This window comes from Micromonospora sp. C81, from assembly GCF_018070425.1.
GTDB classification, from domain to species: domain Bacteria; phylum Actinomycetota; class Actinomycetes; order Mycobacteriales; family Micromonosporaceae; genus Micromonospora; species Micromonospora zamorensis.
Map to the genome: position 1 here is coordinate 462,439 of NZ_JAGPXS010000002.1, position 14,624 is coordinate 477,062.

Here is a 14,624-nt window from a genome sequence, read left to right on the forward strand (position 1 = left end):
GGCTTCTACGGTGACCGGTTCACCGCCTGGCGGGAGATGCTCGACGGCGGCGAGCTGGACGTGTTGACCGGCGACTACCTGGCCGAGTTGACCATGCTGATTCTCGCCCGGGACCGGTTGCGCGACCCCGACCTGGGCTACGCGAAGACGTTCCTCCGTCAACTGGAGACCTGTCTCGGCACCGCCCTCGACCGTGGGGTGCGGATCGTGACCAACGCCGGCGGGTTGAACCCGGCCGGCCTGGCCGCAGCCATCGACACCCTGGCCACCCGGTTGGGCCTGCCCGCCAAGGTGGGGTACGTCGAGGGCGACACGATCCAACGCCCGGACGCGCTGAGCGCGAACGCCTACCTCGGCGCGTTCGGCATCGCCGCCTGCCTGGACGGCGGCGCGGACGTGGTGGTCACCGGCCGGGTCACCGACGCGTCGCTGGTGGTCGGCCCGGCCATCGCCCGGTACGGATGGGGCCGCGACGACCTCGACCAGCTGGCCGGGGCGACAGTCGCTGGGCATCTCATCGAGTGCGGCGCGCAGGTCACCGGTGGCAACTTCAGCTTCTTCACCGAGCTGCCCGACGGCGGGCACCGGCCCGGCTTCCCGATCGCCGAGGTGTCCGCCGACGGCTCGACGGTGCTCACCAAGCATCCGGGCACCGGTGGCGCGGTCACCGTGGAGACGGTCACCGCACAACTGCTCTACGAGGTCGGTGGGCCGGCGTACCTGGGACCGGACGTGGTCGCCCGACTGGACACGGTGACGTTGCGCCCCGACGGGCCGGACCGGGTCCGGGTCTCCGGCGTCCGGGGCACCCCGCCGCCGCCCACCCTGAAGGTGGGCGTCAACAACCTCGGCGGCTTCCGCAACTCGATGACGTTCGTCCTCTGCGGACTGGACATCGAGGCGAAGGCGGCGCTGGTCCGCGGGCAGGTCGAGGAGTCGGTCGGCAAGGACGGCCTGGAGTTCGTGCTGGCCCGGACCGACCACCCGGACGCCGCCGACACCGAGGCGGCCAGTGCCCTGCTGCACGTCCACCTGCGCGACGGCGACAAGGCGCGGGCCGGCCGGGCCTTCTCAGCCGCCGCCGTGGAGTTGGCCCTGGCCTCGTACCCGGGCTGCACGTTGACCACCCTGCCGGGCGACGCGACACCGTACGGCGTCTTCACCGCCGACGTGGCGCCGCAGGACGCGGTGCCACACATGGCGGTGCTGCCCGGCGGCGCGCGGGTCCCGATCGCCCCGCCGATCCGCACCGCGCCCATCTCGGCGGCCGAGACGGCTCCGGAGGGCGACGCGACCCACGACGGTCCCACCCGGCGCGGCCCGCTCGGTGAGCTGGCCGGTGCGCGTTCCGGGGACAAGGGCGGGGACGCCAACCTCGGCGTCTGGGCGCGCAACGACGAGGCGTACGCGTGGCTGCGCGGCTGGTTGACAGTCGCGCGGCTGGCCCAGCTGCTGCCGGAGACCGCGCCGCTGTCGGTGCGGCGCTACGACCTGCCGAACCTGCGCGCGGTCAACTTCGTGATCGAGGGCCTGCTCGGTGCGGGGGTGGCCGCGTCCACCCGGTTCGACCCGCAGGCGAAGGCGCTCGGTGAGCTGCTGCGCGCCCGGATCGTCGACCTGCCCGCCGACGCGCCGACGGGGGCGGCGCGATGAGCATCGTGGACACTCCGGAACGGCGGCAGCTGCGGGAGCTGACCCGGGCCTTCGTGACCCGCGAGGTGCTGCCGCACCTTGACGACTGGGAACGGGCCGGCGAGGTGCCGAGAGCCCTGCACGCCACCGCCGCGAAGCTGGGCCTGCTCGGCGTCGGCTTCCCCGAATCGGTCGGCGGCAGCGGCGGTGACCTGCTCGACTCGATCATCGTGACCGAGGAGGTGATCCGCTCCGGCGGCTCGTCCGGCCTGATCGCGGCCCTGTTCACGCACGGCATCGCCCTGCCGCACATGGTGGCGGCCGCCGGTGTGAGCATCGGCGGCTCGCTGGGCGGCCGGCTCGGTGGCACCTCGGCGCCCGGCGACGACGACCTGGTCCAGCGGTACGTCCGGCCGACCCTGGCCGGCACGATGATCGGGGCGTTGGCGATCACCGAGCCGGACGGCGGTTCGGACGTGGCCGGCATTCGCACCACCGCCCGCCGCGACGGCGCCCACTACGTGGTGAACGGGTCGAAGACCTACATCACCAGCGGCCACCGGGCGGACTTCGTGACCACGGCGGTCTGCACCGACTTCCCCGGCAGCGGCGAGCTGACCCTGCTGGTCATCGACAAGGGGCTGCCCGGGTTCACGGTCGGGCGCCGGCTGGAGAAGCTGGGCTGGCACTGCTCGGACACCGCCGAGCTGTCGTTCGTCGACGTGCGGGTGCCGGTGGCCAACCGGATCGGCGCGGAGGACACCGGCTTCCTGGCGATCATGCAGAACTTCGCCGCGGAACGGCTCTCGCTGGCCACCCAGGCGTACGCCACCGCGCAGCGCTGCGTCGAGTTGGCGGTGCGCTGGTGCCGGGACCGGGAGACCTTCGGGCGTCCGCTGGCCAGCCGGCAGGTGGTCCGGCACCGGCTGGCCGAGATGCACACCCGCGCCGAGGCCGCCCGGGCGTACGTGCACGAGGTCGCCGTTCGGGTGGCGGCCGGTGAGCCGGTGGTGACCGAGGTGGCGATGGCCAAGAACGTGGCGGTGGCCGCCTGCGACGAGGTCGTCGACCAGGCGTTGCAGTTGCACGGCGGGTTCGGCTACATGCGCGACGCCGAGGTGGAGCGGCACTACCGCGACGCCCGGATCCTCGGCATCGGCGGCGGCGCCACCGAGATCATGAACGAGATCATCGTGAAGGGGATGGGCCTGTGACCACACTGGACACCACGGTCGATCCGTCCGCGCCCGGCTTCGTGGCGAACCGGGCGGCGCTGCTGGAACGGCTCGCCGAGCTGGACGCGGCGCTGGACCAGGCCCGCGCGGGCGGCGGCGAGAAGTACGTGGCCCGGCACCACAAGCGGGGCAAGCTGCTGGCCCGGGAGCGGATCGAGCTGCTGGTGGACGCCGACAGCCCGTTCCTGGAGCTGTCGCCGGTCGCCGCGTACGGCACGGACTTCCCGGTAGGTGCCAGCGTGGTCACCGGCATCGGCGTGGTCGAGGGCGTGGAGTGCCTGATCGTCGCGAACGACCCGACGGTACGCGGCGGCGCGGTCAACCCGTGGTCGCTGGCGAAGACCCGGCGGGCCGGTGAGATCGCGCTGGCCAACCGTCTGCCGATGGTCAACCTGGTCGAGTCGGCCGGGGCGGACCTGCCCACCCAGGCGGAGATCTTCATCCCGGGTGGTCGGGTGTTCCGTGACCTGACCCGGCTCTCGGCCGCGGGCATCCCCACGGTCAGCGTGGTCTTCGGCAACGCCACGGCCGGTGGCGCGTACGTGCCGGGGATGTCCGACCATGTGATCATGATCCGGGACCGGTCACAGGTCTACCTGGCCGGGCCGCCGCTGGTGAAGATGGCGACCGGCGAGGTCACCGACGACGAGTCGCTGGGCGGTGCGGCGATGCACGCCGGCACGTCCGGGCTCGCCGACCACCTGGCCGAGGACGAGCGGGACGGCATCCGGCTGGCCCGGCAGTGCGTACGACGGCTGAACTGGCGCAAGCACGGCCCGTCGCCGCGTACGGCGATGCCGCAGCCGCCGAAGTACGACCCGGACGAGCTGCTCGGCATCGCCAGCGCCGACCTGAAGGTGCCGTTCGATCCCCGTGAGGTGCTGGCCCGGATCCTCGACGGCAGCGACTTCGACGAGTTCAAGCCCGCGTACGGGGGCGCGTTGGTCACCGGTTGGGGCGAGCTGCACGGCTACCCGGTGGGCGTGCTGGCCAACGCCCGCGGTGTGCTGTTCAGCGAGGAGGCGCAGAAGGCGGCTCAGTTCATCCAGCTCGCGAACGCCTCGAACACCCCGCTGATCTTCCTCCAGAACACCACCGGCTACATGGTCGGCACCGAGTACGAGCAGCGCGGCATCATCAAGCACGGCGCGTTGATGATCAACGCGGTGTCCAACTCGACGGTGCCGCACCTGACGGTGAACCTGGGCGCCTCCTACGGGGCCGGCAACTATGGCATGTGCGGCCGGGCGTACGACCCGAGGTTCCTGTTCACCTGGCCGAACGCCAAGTCGGCGGTGATGGGCCCTGCGCAGCTCGCCGGGGTGCTGTCCATCGTGGCCCGGCAGGCGGCGGCCGCACGGGGGCGCGACTACGACGAGGACTCCGACGCGGCGATGCGGATGATGGTCGAGCAGCAGATCGAGTCCCAGTCGGGCGCGCTGTTCCTCTCCGGCCGGCTCTACGACGACGGCGTGATCGATCCCCGGGACACACGGACCGTCCTCGGGCTCTGCCTCTCGGCGATCCACAACGGCCCGGTCAAGGGTGCCGACGGCTACGGCATCTTCCGGATGTGAGAGGCGAAGTGATGATGATTCGGAAACTGCTCGTTGCCAATCGCGGTGAGATCGCGCGTCGGGTCTTCGCGACCTGTCGCGCCCTCGGCGTGGAGACGGTCGCCGTGCACTCGGACGCGGACGCCGCCGAGCCGTTCGTCGGCGAGGCCGACCAGGCGGTCCGGCTGCCCGGGGCCACGCCGACCGAGACGTACCTTCAGGTCGAGAAGATCCTGGACGCGGCCCGGCGCAGCGGCGCGGACGCCGTCCATCCGGGTTACGGCTTCCTCGCCGAGAACGCCGAGTTCGCGGCGGCGGTGACCGACGCGGGCCTGACCTGGGTGGGTCCGCCGGCCAAGGTGATCGCGGCGATGGGCGACAAGCTGGCGGCCAAGGCGATGCTCGCCGAGGCGGGCGTGCCGATGCTGCCGAGCTGGACCGACACCGATGGGATCTCGGACTTCCCGGTGCTGGTGAAGGCGTCCGCCGGCGGTGGTGGGCGGGGGATGCGGATCGTCCGGGACGCCGCGGGGTTGGCCGAGGCCGTCGCGTCCGCGCGCCGCGAGGCGGCTGCGGCGTTCGGCGACGGCACGGTCTTCATCGAGCGGTACGTCGAACGCGGCCGGCACGTCGAGGTGCAGATCTTCGGTGACGCCCACGGCCGGGTGGTGGCCCTCGGTGACCGGGAGTGCTCGATCCAGCGCCGGCATCAGAAGATCGTCGAGGAGGCGCCGGCGGTCGTTCCGGAGCAGGTGCGCACGGCGTTGCACGAGGCTGCGGTGGCCGCCGGTCGCGCTGTCGACTACCTGGGCGCGGGCACTGTGGAGTTCCTGCTCGCCCCGGGCGGCGAGTTCTTCTTCCTGGAGATGAACACCCGCCTCCAGGTGGAGCACCCGGTCACCGAGCTGTGCACCGGCCTCGATCTGGTGGGGTTGCAACTGCTCGTGGCCGAGGGTGAGCCGCTGCCGGCGACCCTGCCGGTCAGCACCGGGCACGCGATCGAGGTGCGCCTCTGCGCCGAGGACGCCGGGGCGGGTTGGCGGCCGGCAACCGGCACTCTGCACCGGTTCACGGTCCCCGCGGTGGCAGCCGAGTTCGGCGGGCTGACCCGGCCGGGGCTTCGGCTCGACTCGGGCGTGGTGGCCGGCTCGGTGGTCGGGGTGCACTACGACTCGATGCTGGCGAAGCTGATCGCCTGGGGGCGTAACCGTGCCGAGGCGACCAGGGTGTTGTCCACCGCGCTGGCCCGGGCCGAGTTGCACGGGGTGACCACCAACCGGGACCTGCTGGTGCGGGTGCTGCGCAGCCCCGCGTTCGCCGCCGTGGAGATCGACACCGGTTTCCTGGACCGGCACGCGGAGGTTTTCGCCGCGCTGCTGCCCACCGAGCGGCTCCCGCTGGCCGCGCTCGCCGCGGCCCTGGCTGCGGCTGCCCAGCGTCGGGCGACCGCACCGGTGCTCGCCGGGCTCCCGTCCGGCTGGCGAAACGTGCCCGCAGTTCCCCAGACCACCCGTTTCGCCGTATCGGGCGGCGACGAGATCGAGGTCCGCTACCGCCTGGACCGGGCCGGCCGGCTCGCCGAGTGGTCCAGCACCTCGGCGGCCTCCGACTCCGCAGATGGACCCGAAGCTCCCGAACCGGCCGCCGAGCCCGTCGTGGCACTGGTCGAGGCGGCCCCGGAGCGGGTGGTGCTCGACATCGACGGGGTGCGGTGCGCGTACCGCGTACACCGGGTGGGGTCGGCGGTCTTCGTGGACGGCCCGGACGGGGCGGCGAGCCTGGCCGAGCTGCCGCGTCTCCCCCTGCCCACGGCGGAGGTGGCCGCCGGGTCGCTGCTCGCGCCGCTGCCCGGCGCGGTGACCCGGGTGCATGTTCAGGTCGGTCAGCGGGTCACGGCCGGCGAACCACTGCTCACGCTGGAAGCGATGAAGCTGGAACATCCCGTGCTCGCCCCGACCGACGGTGTGGTCGCCGAGCTGCCGGTGCCGGCCGGCGGTCAGGTCCAGACGGGCGCCGTGCTGGCCGTCATCGACAGCTCCCCCGCCACCGGCGACCTGGAGCCGTCGAATCCCGAGGAGGACCCCCGATGACCTTCGACCTCACCCCCGAGCAGGACCAGTTGCGCGACGCCGTGCGGGCGTTGGGCCGTCGCTACGGCCACGGCTACTTCGTCGAGAAGGCGAAGTCCGGCGAACACACCACCGAGCTCTGGGCCGACGCCGGACGGCTCGGTTACCTGGGCGTCAACATCCCCACCGAGTACGGTGGTGGGGGCGGTGGCATCACCGAGCTGGCGATCGTCTGCGAGGAGTTGGCGGCAGTCGGTTGTCCGTTGCTGCTGCTGGTGGTCTCCCCCGCGATCGCGGCCACCGTGCTGAGCCGGCACGGCACCGAGGAACAGCGCAAACGGCACCTGCCCGGCCTCGCCGACGGCTCCCAGAAGATTGTCTTCGCGATCACCGAGCCGGAGGCCGGTTCCAACTTCCACCGCCTCGGCACTGTGGCCCGCCGCGACGGTGAAGGCTGGGTGCTCAATGGCCGCAAGTGCTACATCTCCGGCGTCGACGAGGCGGATCACGTCCTGGTGGTGGCCCGGACCGAGGACTCCTCCACCGGCAAGCTCAAGCCGGCGCTGTTCCTCGTGCCGACCGACGCGGCCGGGCTGACCCGGTCCAAGTTGGACATGGAGATCCTGTCTCCGGAGAACCAGTTCCTGCTCTACCTGGACGACGTCCGGGTCCCCGCCGACGCACTGCTCGGTGAGTCACTGGACGCCGGGCTGCCGGCGCTCTTCGCCGGGCTCAACCCAGAGCGGATCACAGTGGCCGCGATGGGGGCCGGCACCGGCCGGTACGCCATCGAACGGGCCAGCGAATACACCGCCACCCGCAAGGTCTGGGGTGGTCGGAGCATCGGCTCCCACCAGGGGGTGTCGCACCCGTTGGCGCACGCGGCGGTGCAGGTGGAGCTTGCCCGCCTGATGATCCAAAAGGCTGCCACCCTGTACGACGCCGGCCGTGACCTGGAGGCCGGGGTGGCTGGCAACATGGCCAAGTACGCGGCCGGGGAGGCCGCCGCGCTCGCCGTGGACACCGCCGTCCAGGTGCTCGGCGGGGCCGGCATGACCACCGAGTACGGGGTGGCGACCCTGCTCGGCGCGGTGCGGGCCGGCCGGATCGCACCGGTCAGTCGGGAGATGATCCTCAACTTCGTGGCGCAACACGTCCTGGGACAGGACAAGTCGTACTGACCCGGGCCTCCGCGTCCGCGCGGGCGTGCCGGGCCATGGCCGGGCCCGCCCGCGTTCCCGCACGTGCCCCCGCTGCATGATCGACTCGGTTTTCTTGATTCCGGGGTGTCCGAGAGCCAGTGACACCCCGATTTCCAGGAAGCCGAGTCGATCAGCGTGACGGTGGTCAGCCCGGGGTACGACAGGTGGCATCGATGCGGTGGACCGGGCGGACCCGCCGACCCATGCCCTCCAACAGTGAATCCTCGACGTGGAAGTCGTGAATGCGCAGTTGGTGGCGGGGCAGCTCCTCCTCGCTCGGGCAGAGCACCTGCGCGCGGACCAGATCGACCGGCACGTACCGGACGCCGCCCTGCTCCTGAAGGATCACCATGTTGACGTCGTCAGTGGTGACCACGTGCCCGCGTACGTCCTCGGTCGGCCCGTTCTCCTCGCCGACGGTGGTGACGGTCAGCGGCAACACCGGCGTGCTGATCACCGGCACCGCGGCCCAGACCAGCGTGGCCAGCACCGCCACCTCGGTCGCCGACGCCAGCGGCCGGATCACCACACCAGGCAGCGGTCCGGCGATGAACAGGGCCAGCAGCGGCGGCACCACGATGAGCGCCAGCACCAGCCCTTCGTCGCCCTGCCGCACCGCTTCCCGCAGGGTGGGCAGCATCAGCCAGCCGTACCCGGCCAGCAGCGCGACGATGATCAGCAGCCGTGGCAGCACCCGTTCGTGCAGGCGCTGGGGACGGAGTTGGAACGCGGCCACGAATGCCGGCAGCAGCAGCGGGAGATAGAGCAGCGGCCAGGTGATCAGGGCGAGCAGGAAGCTGGCCAGCACCACCCAGGCGGGGGTGATGTCGGCCCAGCGGGCGAAGAGCGGACGACGCCGGGCGCCCGGCGGCAGCCGGTCGGCGCTGACGGCCAGCACCGCGCCGAGCGCGAAGACGGCGACCAGGCCGGTCGAGAGCAGCCGAGCGGCCGTGGTCAGGAAGCCGGCGAGCAGGTTGACCGGCCCGACGTTCGCCACCAGCAGCAGTGTGGTCTGGAGTTCGCCGCCGGCCTCCACCCCGAGGCGGAGCACCGAGAAGATCGCCGGTACGCCCACCACGGCGGTCCAGAACGACTGGCTGGCGCGAGCGCGTCGCTCCGCCGGGTCCCAGCGGACCCGCCCGGGCTCGACCTCGGCGATGATCGGCTCGGCGGGTTCGGCGACGGGCACACCGGCTGGCCAGTCGACACCGTCCACCCCGGCGGGCGGCGCCGACTCCGTACCGTCGATTGTCGGTGCGGCTGCGAAGCCCGGCACGGAGCTGCGGGGCGGCGGGACCGGGCCGTCGCCGCCGGCGGCGGTGGTCGCCGCGCTCACTTCGTGGGCGCCTTGTCGTCGAAGTCGACCAGCTTCGGCACCTCCAGCGGCTGCGGCTGGCGCTTCTCGGCCTTGAGCCACGGACCCAGCGTCCGGTTGTACGAGGTCTGCCACGGGCTCGCCTGCTCGTCGCGCCCCTGCTGGTAGCTCTTCTGCAGGAAGAACGCGACCAGGTCGCGCAGTGCCGGGTCACCGATCGGCACGCCGACGCCCAGCAGCTCGCTGGTGCCGAACGGCATGTCGACGATCTCGAACTCCTTCGGGTGGCGCGCCAGGAAGCCGGCGAGGATCGTCTCGTCGGAGCTGACCGCGTCGTAGCGGCCCGCCCGGATGCCGGCGACGCAGTCACCGACGGTCTTCACGACCAGGGCCTTGACCTGGTGACCTCCCAGCTCGGCCTCGGAGGTGGAGCCGCCACTGGTGCAGATCTTGTAGTCCGGGTTACGGAGGTCCTCGATGGTGCTGATCTTGCCTCTCAGCCGCGTCGGCACCATCACCTCCTGGGTGGTGACGAAGTACGGCCCGGCGAAGCTCACCACCTTCTTACGCTCCTCGGTGATGGAGAAGCTGGACACCACGAGGTCGACAGTGCCGCCCTGCAACGCGGGGATCCGCTCCTCGGTGGCCACCGGAACGAACTCCAGCCGCTGATCCCCCTCGTAGCCGAGGGAGGCCGCGATGTACTTGGCGATCTCGACGTCGAACCCGACGTGCTGGCCGTTGCGCAGCTCACCCATCAGCGGCTCGTTCGTGGCGACGCCGATGCGCAACTTCGACTGACCGTAGATGTGCGTCTCGCGCATCTTCTCCTGCACCGAGGGCAGGTCCGGTTCCTTCCGGCTGTCGCACCCAGCGGCGGCGGCAAGGGTGAGCGTGAGGGCCACCGCCAGCGTCGACGCGACCGAGCGGAGCCGGGACTGCGAACTGCCTGCGTTCATGGGCGACCTCGCTGCCGGATGAGCTTGCGGGACACCGAGAGTAGCGGCTCTTGTCCATTGAGTGTGGACGTCGTCGGCCTTGTCGGCGGGTCCTGGCGGATCGACGGCGATCTGCGCGGCGGTCGGTTCTGCGGTTGACAGCCGGCCCCGTGGCGACATGCTGGACAGGTGAGTCGATTGCCCAGACCCGATGCGCGGACGGTGGCGGTGCTCGCGGCGCTGGGAGCCCTCGCGCCGCTGGTCATGCTGGTCATCTGGCGCCGACAAGATCTTGTCGGCGTGGTCCTCGCGCTACTCTGCGTCCTGTTGACCATGGTGGCCGGGGTCGCCGTCTCCGCCGCGCGTCAGGCCGACGACCCGGAGCCGGCGGACCGGTCGGCGACCGTCGGGCCGCCCGAGCTGATGCCGTACGGGATCGACGCGGACACCCTCGACGCCCTGGACAGCCGGGCCACCCTGCGTGCGGTACGTGACCGGCGGCGCGGGTCGAACGGACTCAGCGGCGGCCGGTGAGGGTGGGCGCGGCGAGCCCGTCCACGCCCCGCCCGGCCAGGCACCGGTACGCCCGGTCGATGCTGCCGTCGACCGGCGGTAGCACCTCCAGATGCCAGCCGCTCGGCTCGGCGATCCCGGTGGTCAAACGGAACGTCGTGGCGCTGCACACCTGCCGCACCGGGGCAGCGGCGACCACCTCGTCGTAGTCGGCACCGACCAGCGCCACCGGCAAAATCCCCTCGGCGTACGTCTCCCAGGTGTGCCGGCCGGCGCAGGGAAGCCGGACTGCCTCGGCGCGGCTGCCGCGGATCCGCACCGGGCCGAAGCACTCCAGCTCGGGCAGGCAGCGGGCGCCCTCGGGCAGGGCGGTCGGCGAGCCGGCGCCGGTCACGCAGCCGGGCAGCGGGCCGGTGGCCGGGGCGGCGACCTGGGTGACCGACGGGCTCGGGGTGGGTGATGGCGCCCGGTCGGCGACCCAGGCCCCGGCGGTGGCGGAGGCGGCGAGCGCCAGCACTCCCGCGCCGCCGAGGAACCAGCGCCGCCAGCGCCGGCCACCGGTCACCACCTGCTGAGTGTCCTCAATGGGCGGGCGGGGCACCGGCTGACTGGCCGCGTACGGGCCGGAGAGGGTCACGCCGCCGCTGACCGGGGCACCGCTGACCGGTGCCGACGGTGAGCCGAGGGGCAGGTTGGCGAGCAGGTCGTGCAGTTCGAGGGCGGAGGGACGAGCGGCCGGGTCGTTGGCCATGCCGAGGCGCAGGACGTCGATCAGCTCGTCCGGCACGCCGGGCAGGGCGGGAAGCGGCTGGTTGAACAACTCCAGCACGGTGACCAGGCTGGGGTTGCGCTCGGACTGCCAGCGGGGCGGCCGGCCGTGCATCACCGCGTAGAGGGTGGCGCAGAGCGCGTACACGTCGACGGCCGGCGACGGCGGGCTGTGGCTGAACATCTCCGGTGGCGCGTACGCCGGGGTGAGCACCTCCAGGGTGACCGAGGCGTCCCGGTGCTCGGCGAGCACGGCCAGCCCGAAGTCGGCGAGCACAGCCGAGTTGAAGTGCGAGTGGAGGATGTTGGCGGGCTTGACGTCGCGGTGCAGCACTCCGGCCCCGTGCGAGTGGGCCAGCGCGTCGGCGATCTTGATGCCGAGGTCACGGGCCTCCACCGGGCCCAGCGGCGACGTACGCATCCGTTCGGCGTACGAGCCGTCGCAGAGTTCCATGATCAGGTAGGGGTGCTGGTCGACGGTGACCCCGACGTCGAAGAGGTCCACCACGTGCGGGTGTGACGACATCCGGCCGGCAGCCCGCGCCTCGCGCAGGAAACGGGCCTGATCCCGCTCGCTGTCCAGCGTCCGGTTTTCCACCTTGACGGCGACCTCGCGACCCACCGAGATCTGGGTGGCCTGGTAGACGGTCGCGTAGCCGCCCCGGGCAAAGACCCGCAAATCCGTCAGACCGGGCACGATCGGAACTCGCAAGCCGCCGGTCGGGGTGTCGGTCACCGCTCGAAAATACCCAACCCGACCGATGGCTCAGCGCACCGCGTCCGCCGGAGCGGCACCGGCCGGACCGGTACCCTCCTCAGCGTCCGCAGTCGCCCCGGCACCGTCGGACGTCACCACGTCGCCAGCCGGCGCGCCCCGGCGGGCGTCCAGGCGCAGGCCGACGGCGGTGGCCACCGCCCCCAGGCCCTCCCAGGCCGCCACGCCGAAGAACCGGCCCGGAGCGATGTCGGCCAGCACCGCGATGGTGAACACGGTGAACGTGACCAGCCGGAAGACGACGGTGAACCGGTAGAACACCCGCCACTCGGTGACCGTGGCCAGCAGGTAGTAGACGCCCATGTTGAACGCCGCCATCGAGGACGCCAGCAGGAACGTGCCGGTGTGGTCACCGACGGCACGCGTCTCCGGCACCTCGAACCCGAGCATGCGCAACTGCGCCTCCGGCCAGAGCAGCCCGACCGTGCCCATCACCAGCGCCAACACGCCGAAGACCGCGATGGTCCAGCCCGCGATGGAACGCGGCAGCTTCATGAAGGGCCTCCCCAGGCACGGCGACGATCACACTGTGGACCGGCACACGGTGGTGACACGCTAGCCGCTCACCCCGACCGCCACATCCCCGGAACCGGCAGAAACCGTGCCGGGTGGGGTCAGGTGAGGGCGGGGGTCAGGCGGGCGCGGAGGGCGTCGGCGGCGGCGCGTTCGCTGCGCTGCTCGGTCGCGTACGCCAGGCGGACCGCCTCGTCCGCGCTGGCCAGGGCCTCCATCGGCTGGCCGCAGGCAGCCAGCGCCTCGGCCAGCACGCTGGCCGCGATCACCTGACTGCGCACGTCCTCGGCCGGCGCGGTGACCGCCCGGCGGGCCCAGTCCAACGCCTGCTCCCGCTGACCGTGAGCGAGCAGCGCCGCCGCGTACTGGGCCATCGTCTGGCGACGGGAGAAGAGCAGCGAGGGCGCGTTCGCGGCGGCCGTGGCCACCGGGGCGAGCAACCCGACCGCAGTCGCCGAGTCACCGGCGGCCAGACGTGCCGTCGCCAGCAGCACCCGGGGCGCCACCTGCGCCGGGGCCTGCGGGTTGTGCGGCTCCACAGCGGTCAGCACCGAGCGGGCCACCCGCTCGGCCGTCTCGCAGTCGCCCATGTCCAACGCGACGAAGCCGCGCAGCGTGCCGGCCATCCCGGTGAGCAACGGGTGCGAGGTGCGCTCCGCGTACGCCAGGGCGTCGGTGAGCAGGTCGGCCGCGTGCTCCGGCTCGCCCAGCCCACGCGCCACCACCGCGCGCACCACAAGCGCGAACCCGCGCCCCCAGTCGTCGGAGGCGGCGGCGAACTCCCGGTACGCCCGTCGGGCCTCCCGGTCCGCCTCGGCCAGGTCACCCAGCTCGGCGGTGGCGAAGGCAGCCACCGCACGAAGCGTGCCCACCGCCCACGCCTCGCCGACCCGCTCCCCGAAGGGCAGGAACACCTGCGCCATCCGACACGCCTCGCGCAGTCGGCCGGCGAGCAGTCGAGCGAACGCCGTGGTGCCGCGCAGCCAGGCCCGCCCGTACGGGTCCTTCAGCTCGGCGAAGAGCCGGGCAGCCCGGCCGAGCACCGCGTCGGTGCCGGCGAAGTCACCCCGGGTGGTGGTCACCCAGGCCAGGTTCTGCAACGACCAGGCCTGCCCGCGTCGGTCCTTCGCGCCGAGGCTGACCTGGTACGCGGCAGCCAACCGGCTGCTCGCCTGACTCAGCCGGCCAGCCACGAAGTCGGCCATGCCGAGCCGGCGCATCGCCGTGGCGCGTTGGATGGGCAACTGGCCCGCCGTGGCCACCTGCAACGCCTCCTGCCAGGCGGTCACCGCCCGACCCTGATCACCGAGGGTTTCCTGGGCCTGCCCCGCGAGCAGCAGCGCGCTGACCCGGGTGACCTCGTCCCCCGCGTTCGCGGCGATCTTCTCGGCGTACGCCAGCGCGTCGGCCACCCGGCCGACCTGGAGCAGCGCCCGTGCGTGCACCACCCGATCGGCCGCCGGCATGCCGTCGCGAGCCAACTCGGTGGCCCGCTCGGCGTACTCCACGGCCAGCACCGGCTCACCGGCGGACAGCGACCGGCGGGCGGCCCGGCCGAGCGCGGCGACGCCGAGCGGGACCACCGCCCGGGCCGGCGCGTCGGGGCGCAGCTTCACCGCGTCGGCGAGCGTGGCGGCCCGTTCGACGTGCATCGCCACGAAGTCGTCCCGGGCCTCGTCGGTGAACCCGCCCGGCGCCCCGGCGGCGGCCTCGTTCGCGGGCGCCGCCCAGCGGGCCAGCGCGGCGTGCCGCTCGGCCAGCTCCGCCTTGCTCACCCCTGCGTACGCGGCCTCCCGCATCAGCGGGGTCGCGAACGAGTAGCCGGTGCGGGAACGGTGCAGCATCCGACGTTGCAGCAGCTCCTCGACGGCCCTGTCGAGTTCCACGGCGACCACGGCCGACGGCCGGCCGTCGCGGCCGGCGCGCTGCTCACGCATCGCCTCCAGGGCCCCGGTCGGCACCGTGTCACCGATGACCGCGGCGTCACGCAGCACCGAACGGGCGTCCGGTGGCAGCGCGTCGATCCGGGCGGCGAGGACGGCGGCGAGGTCGCGGGAGAGCAGCCGGCTGCCCAGCGACCCGGGCACCAACCGCCAACCCGTCGACGG

The 14,624-nt window shown here is 72.7% G+C and carries 10 protein-coding genes and 1 pseudogene; 6 read left to right on the top strand and 5 right to left on the bottom strand.

What is annotated here, in order from left to right; translation table 11 throughout:
- Window positions 1-36 precede the first annotated feature (36 nt).
- The 5 genes from KBX46_RS05710 to KBX46_RS05730 are packed head-to-tail and all read left to right on the top strand — an operon-like array spanning window position 37 to window position 7,673.
- A complete protein-coding gene (locus KBX46_RS05710; RefSeq protein WP_247667069.1) occupies window positions 37-1,653 on the top strand; it encodes an acyclic terpene utilization AtuA family protein in 1,617 nt (538 codons plus the stop codon).
- On the top strand, window positions 1,650-2,846 hold the full coding sequence (locus KBX46_RS05715; RefSeq protein ID WP_210791345.1) for an acyl-CoA dehydrogenase family protein: 1,197 nt from the start codon (window positions 1,650-1,652) through the stop codon (window positions 2,844-2,846). Before KBX46_RS05710 ends, KBX46_RS05715 begins: the two co-directional genes overlap by 4 nt.
- Window positions 2,843-4,444 (top strand): acyl-CoA carboxylase subunit beta, encoded by a 1,602-nt coding sequence (locus KBX46_RS05720; protein WP_210791347.1) that lies wholly within the window; start codon window positions 2,843-2,845, stop codon window positions 4,442-4,444. Before KBX46_RS05715 ends, KBX46_RS05720 begins: the two co-directional genes overlap by 4 nt.
- Window positions 4,445-4,458: 14 nt before the next feature.
- Window positions 4,459-6,513: a biotin carboxylase N-terminal domain-containing protein gene (locus KBX46_RS05725; protein WP_210791491.1), complete on the top strand. Its 2,055-nt coding sequence runs from the start codon at window positions 4,459-4,461 to the stop codon at window positions 6,511-6,513.
- Window positions 6,510-7,673, top strand: coding sequence for an acyl-CoA dehydrogenase family protein (locus tag KBX46_RS05730; RefSeq protein ID WP_141911630.1), 1,164 nt, complete (start codon window positions 6,510-6,512; stop codon window positions 7,671-7,673). Before KBX46_RS05725 ends, KBX46_RS05730 begins: the two co-directional genes overlap by 4 nt.
- Before the next feature lie 166 nt (window positions 7,674-7,839).
- Here KBX46_RS05730 and KBX46_RS05735 read toward each other — a convergent pair whose 3' ends face one another.
- A complete protein-coding gene (locus KBX46_RS05735) occupies window positions 7,840-9,030 on the bottom strand; it encodes a hypothetical protein (protein ID WP_210791349.1) in 1,191 nt (396 codons plus the stop codon).
- Complete coding sequence (locus tag KBX46_RS05740) at window positions 9,027-9,968, bottom strand: transporter substrate-binding domain-containing protein (protein WP_210791351.1); 942 nt, start codon at window positions 9,966-9,968, stop codon at window positions 9,027-9,029. The genes KBX46_RS05735 and KBX46_RS05740 overlap by 4 nt, the downstream gene beginning before the upstream one ends.
- 177 nt (window positions 9,969-10,145) lie before the next feature.
- Between KBX46_RS05740 and KBX46_RS05745 the strand changes: the two genes are divergently transcribed.
- Window positions 10,146-10,481 carry a hypothetical protein gene (locus tag KBX46_RS05745; protein WP_141911636.1) on the top strand — a complete coding sequence of 112 codons (336 nt, stop codon included), beginning with the start codon at window positions 10,146-10,148 and terminating at the stop codon, window positions 10,479-10,481.
- Here the strand turns inward: KBX46_RS05745 and KBX46_RS05750 are convergent.
- The 3 genes and pseudogenes from KBX46_RS05750 to KBX46_RS33250 form a co-directional block, all read right to left on the bottom strand.
- A complete protein-coding gene (locus KBX46_RS05750) occupies window positions 10,465-11,964 on the bottom strand; it encodes a serine/threonine-protein kinase (protein WP_210791353.1) in 1,500 nt (499 codons plus the stop codon). The genes KBX46_RS05745 and KBX46_RS05750 overlap by 17 nt on opposite strands.
- 30 nt (window positions 11,965-11,994) lie before the next feature.
- A complete protein-coding gene (locus KBX46_RS05755; RefSeq protein WP_088950570.1) occupies window positions 11,995-12,498 on the bottom strand; it encodes a hypothetical protein in 504 nt (167 codons plus the stop codon).
- A gap of 119 nt (window positions 12,499-12,617) precedes the next feature.
- A pseudogene (locus KBX46_RS33250) lies at window positions 12,618-14,615 on the bottom strand (adenylate/guanylate cyclase domain-containing protein); the annotation flags it as partial.
- Window positions 14,616-14,624 lie beyond the last annotated feature (9 nt).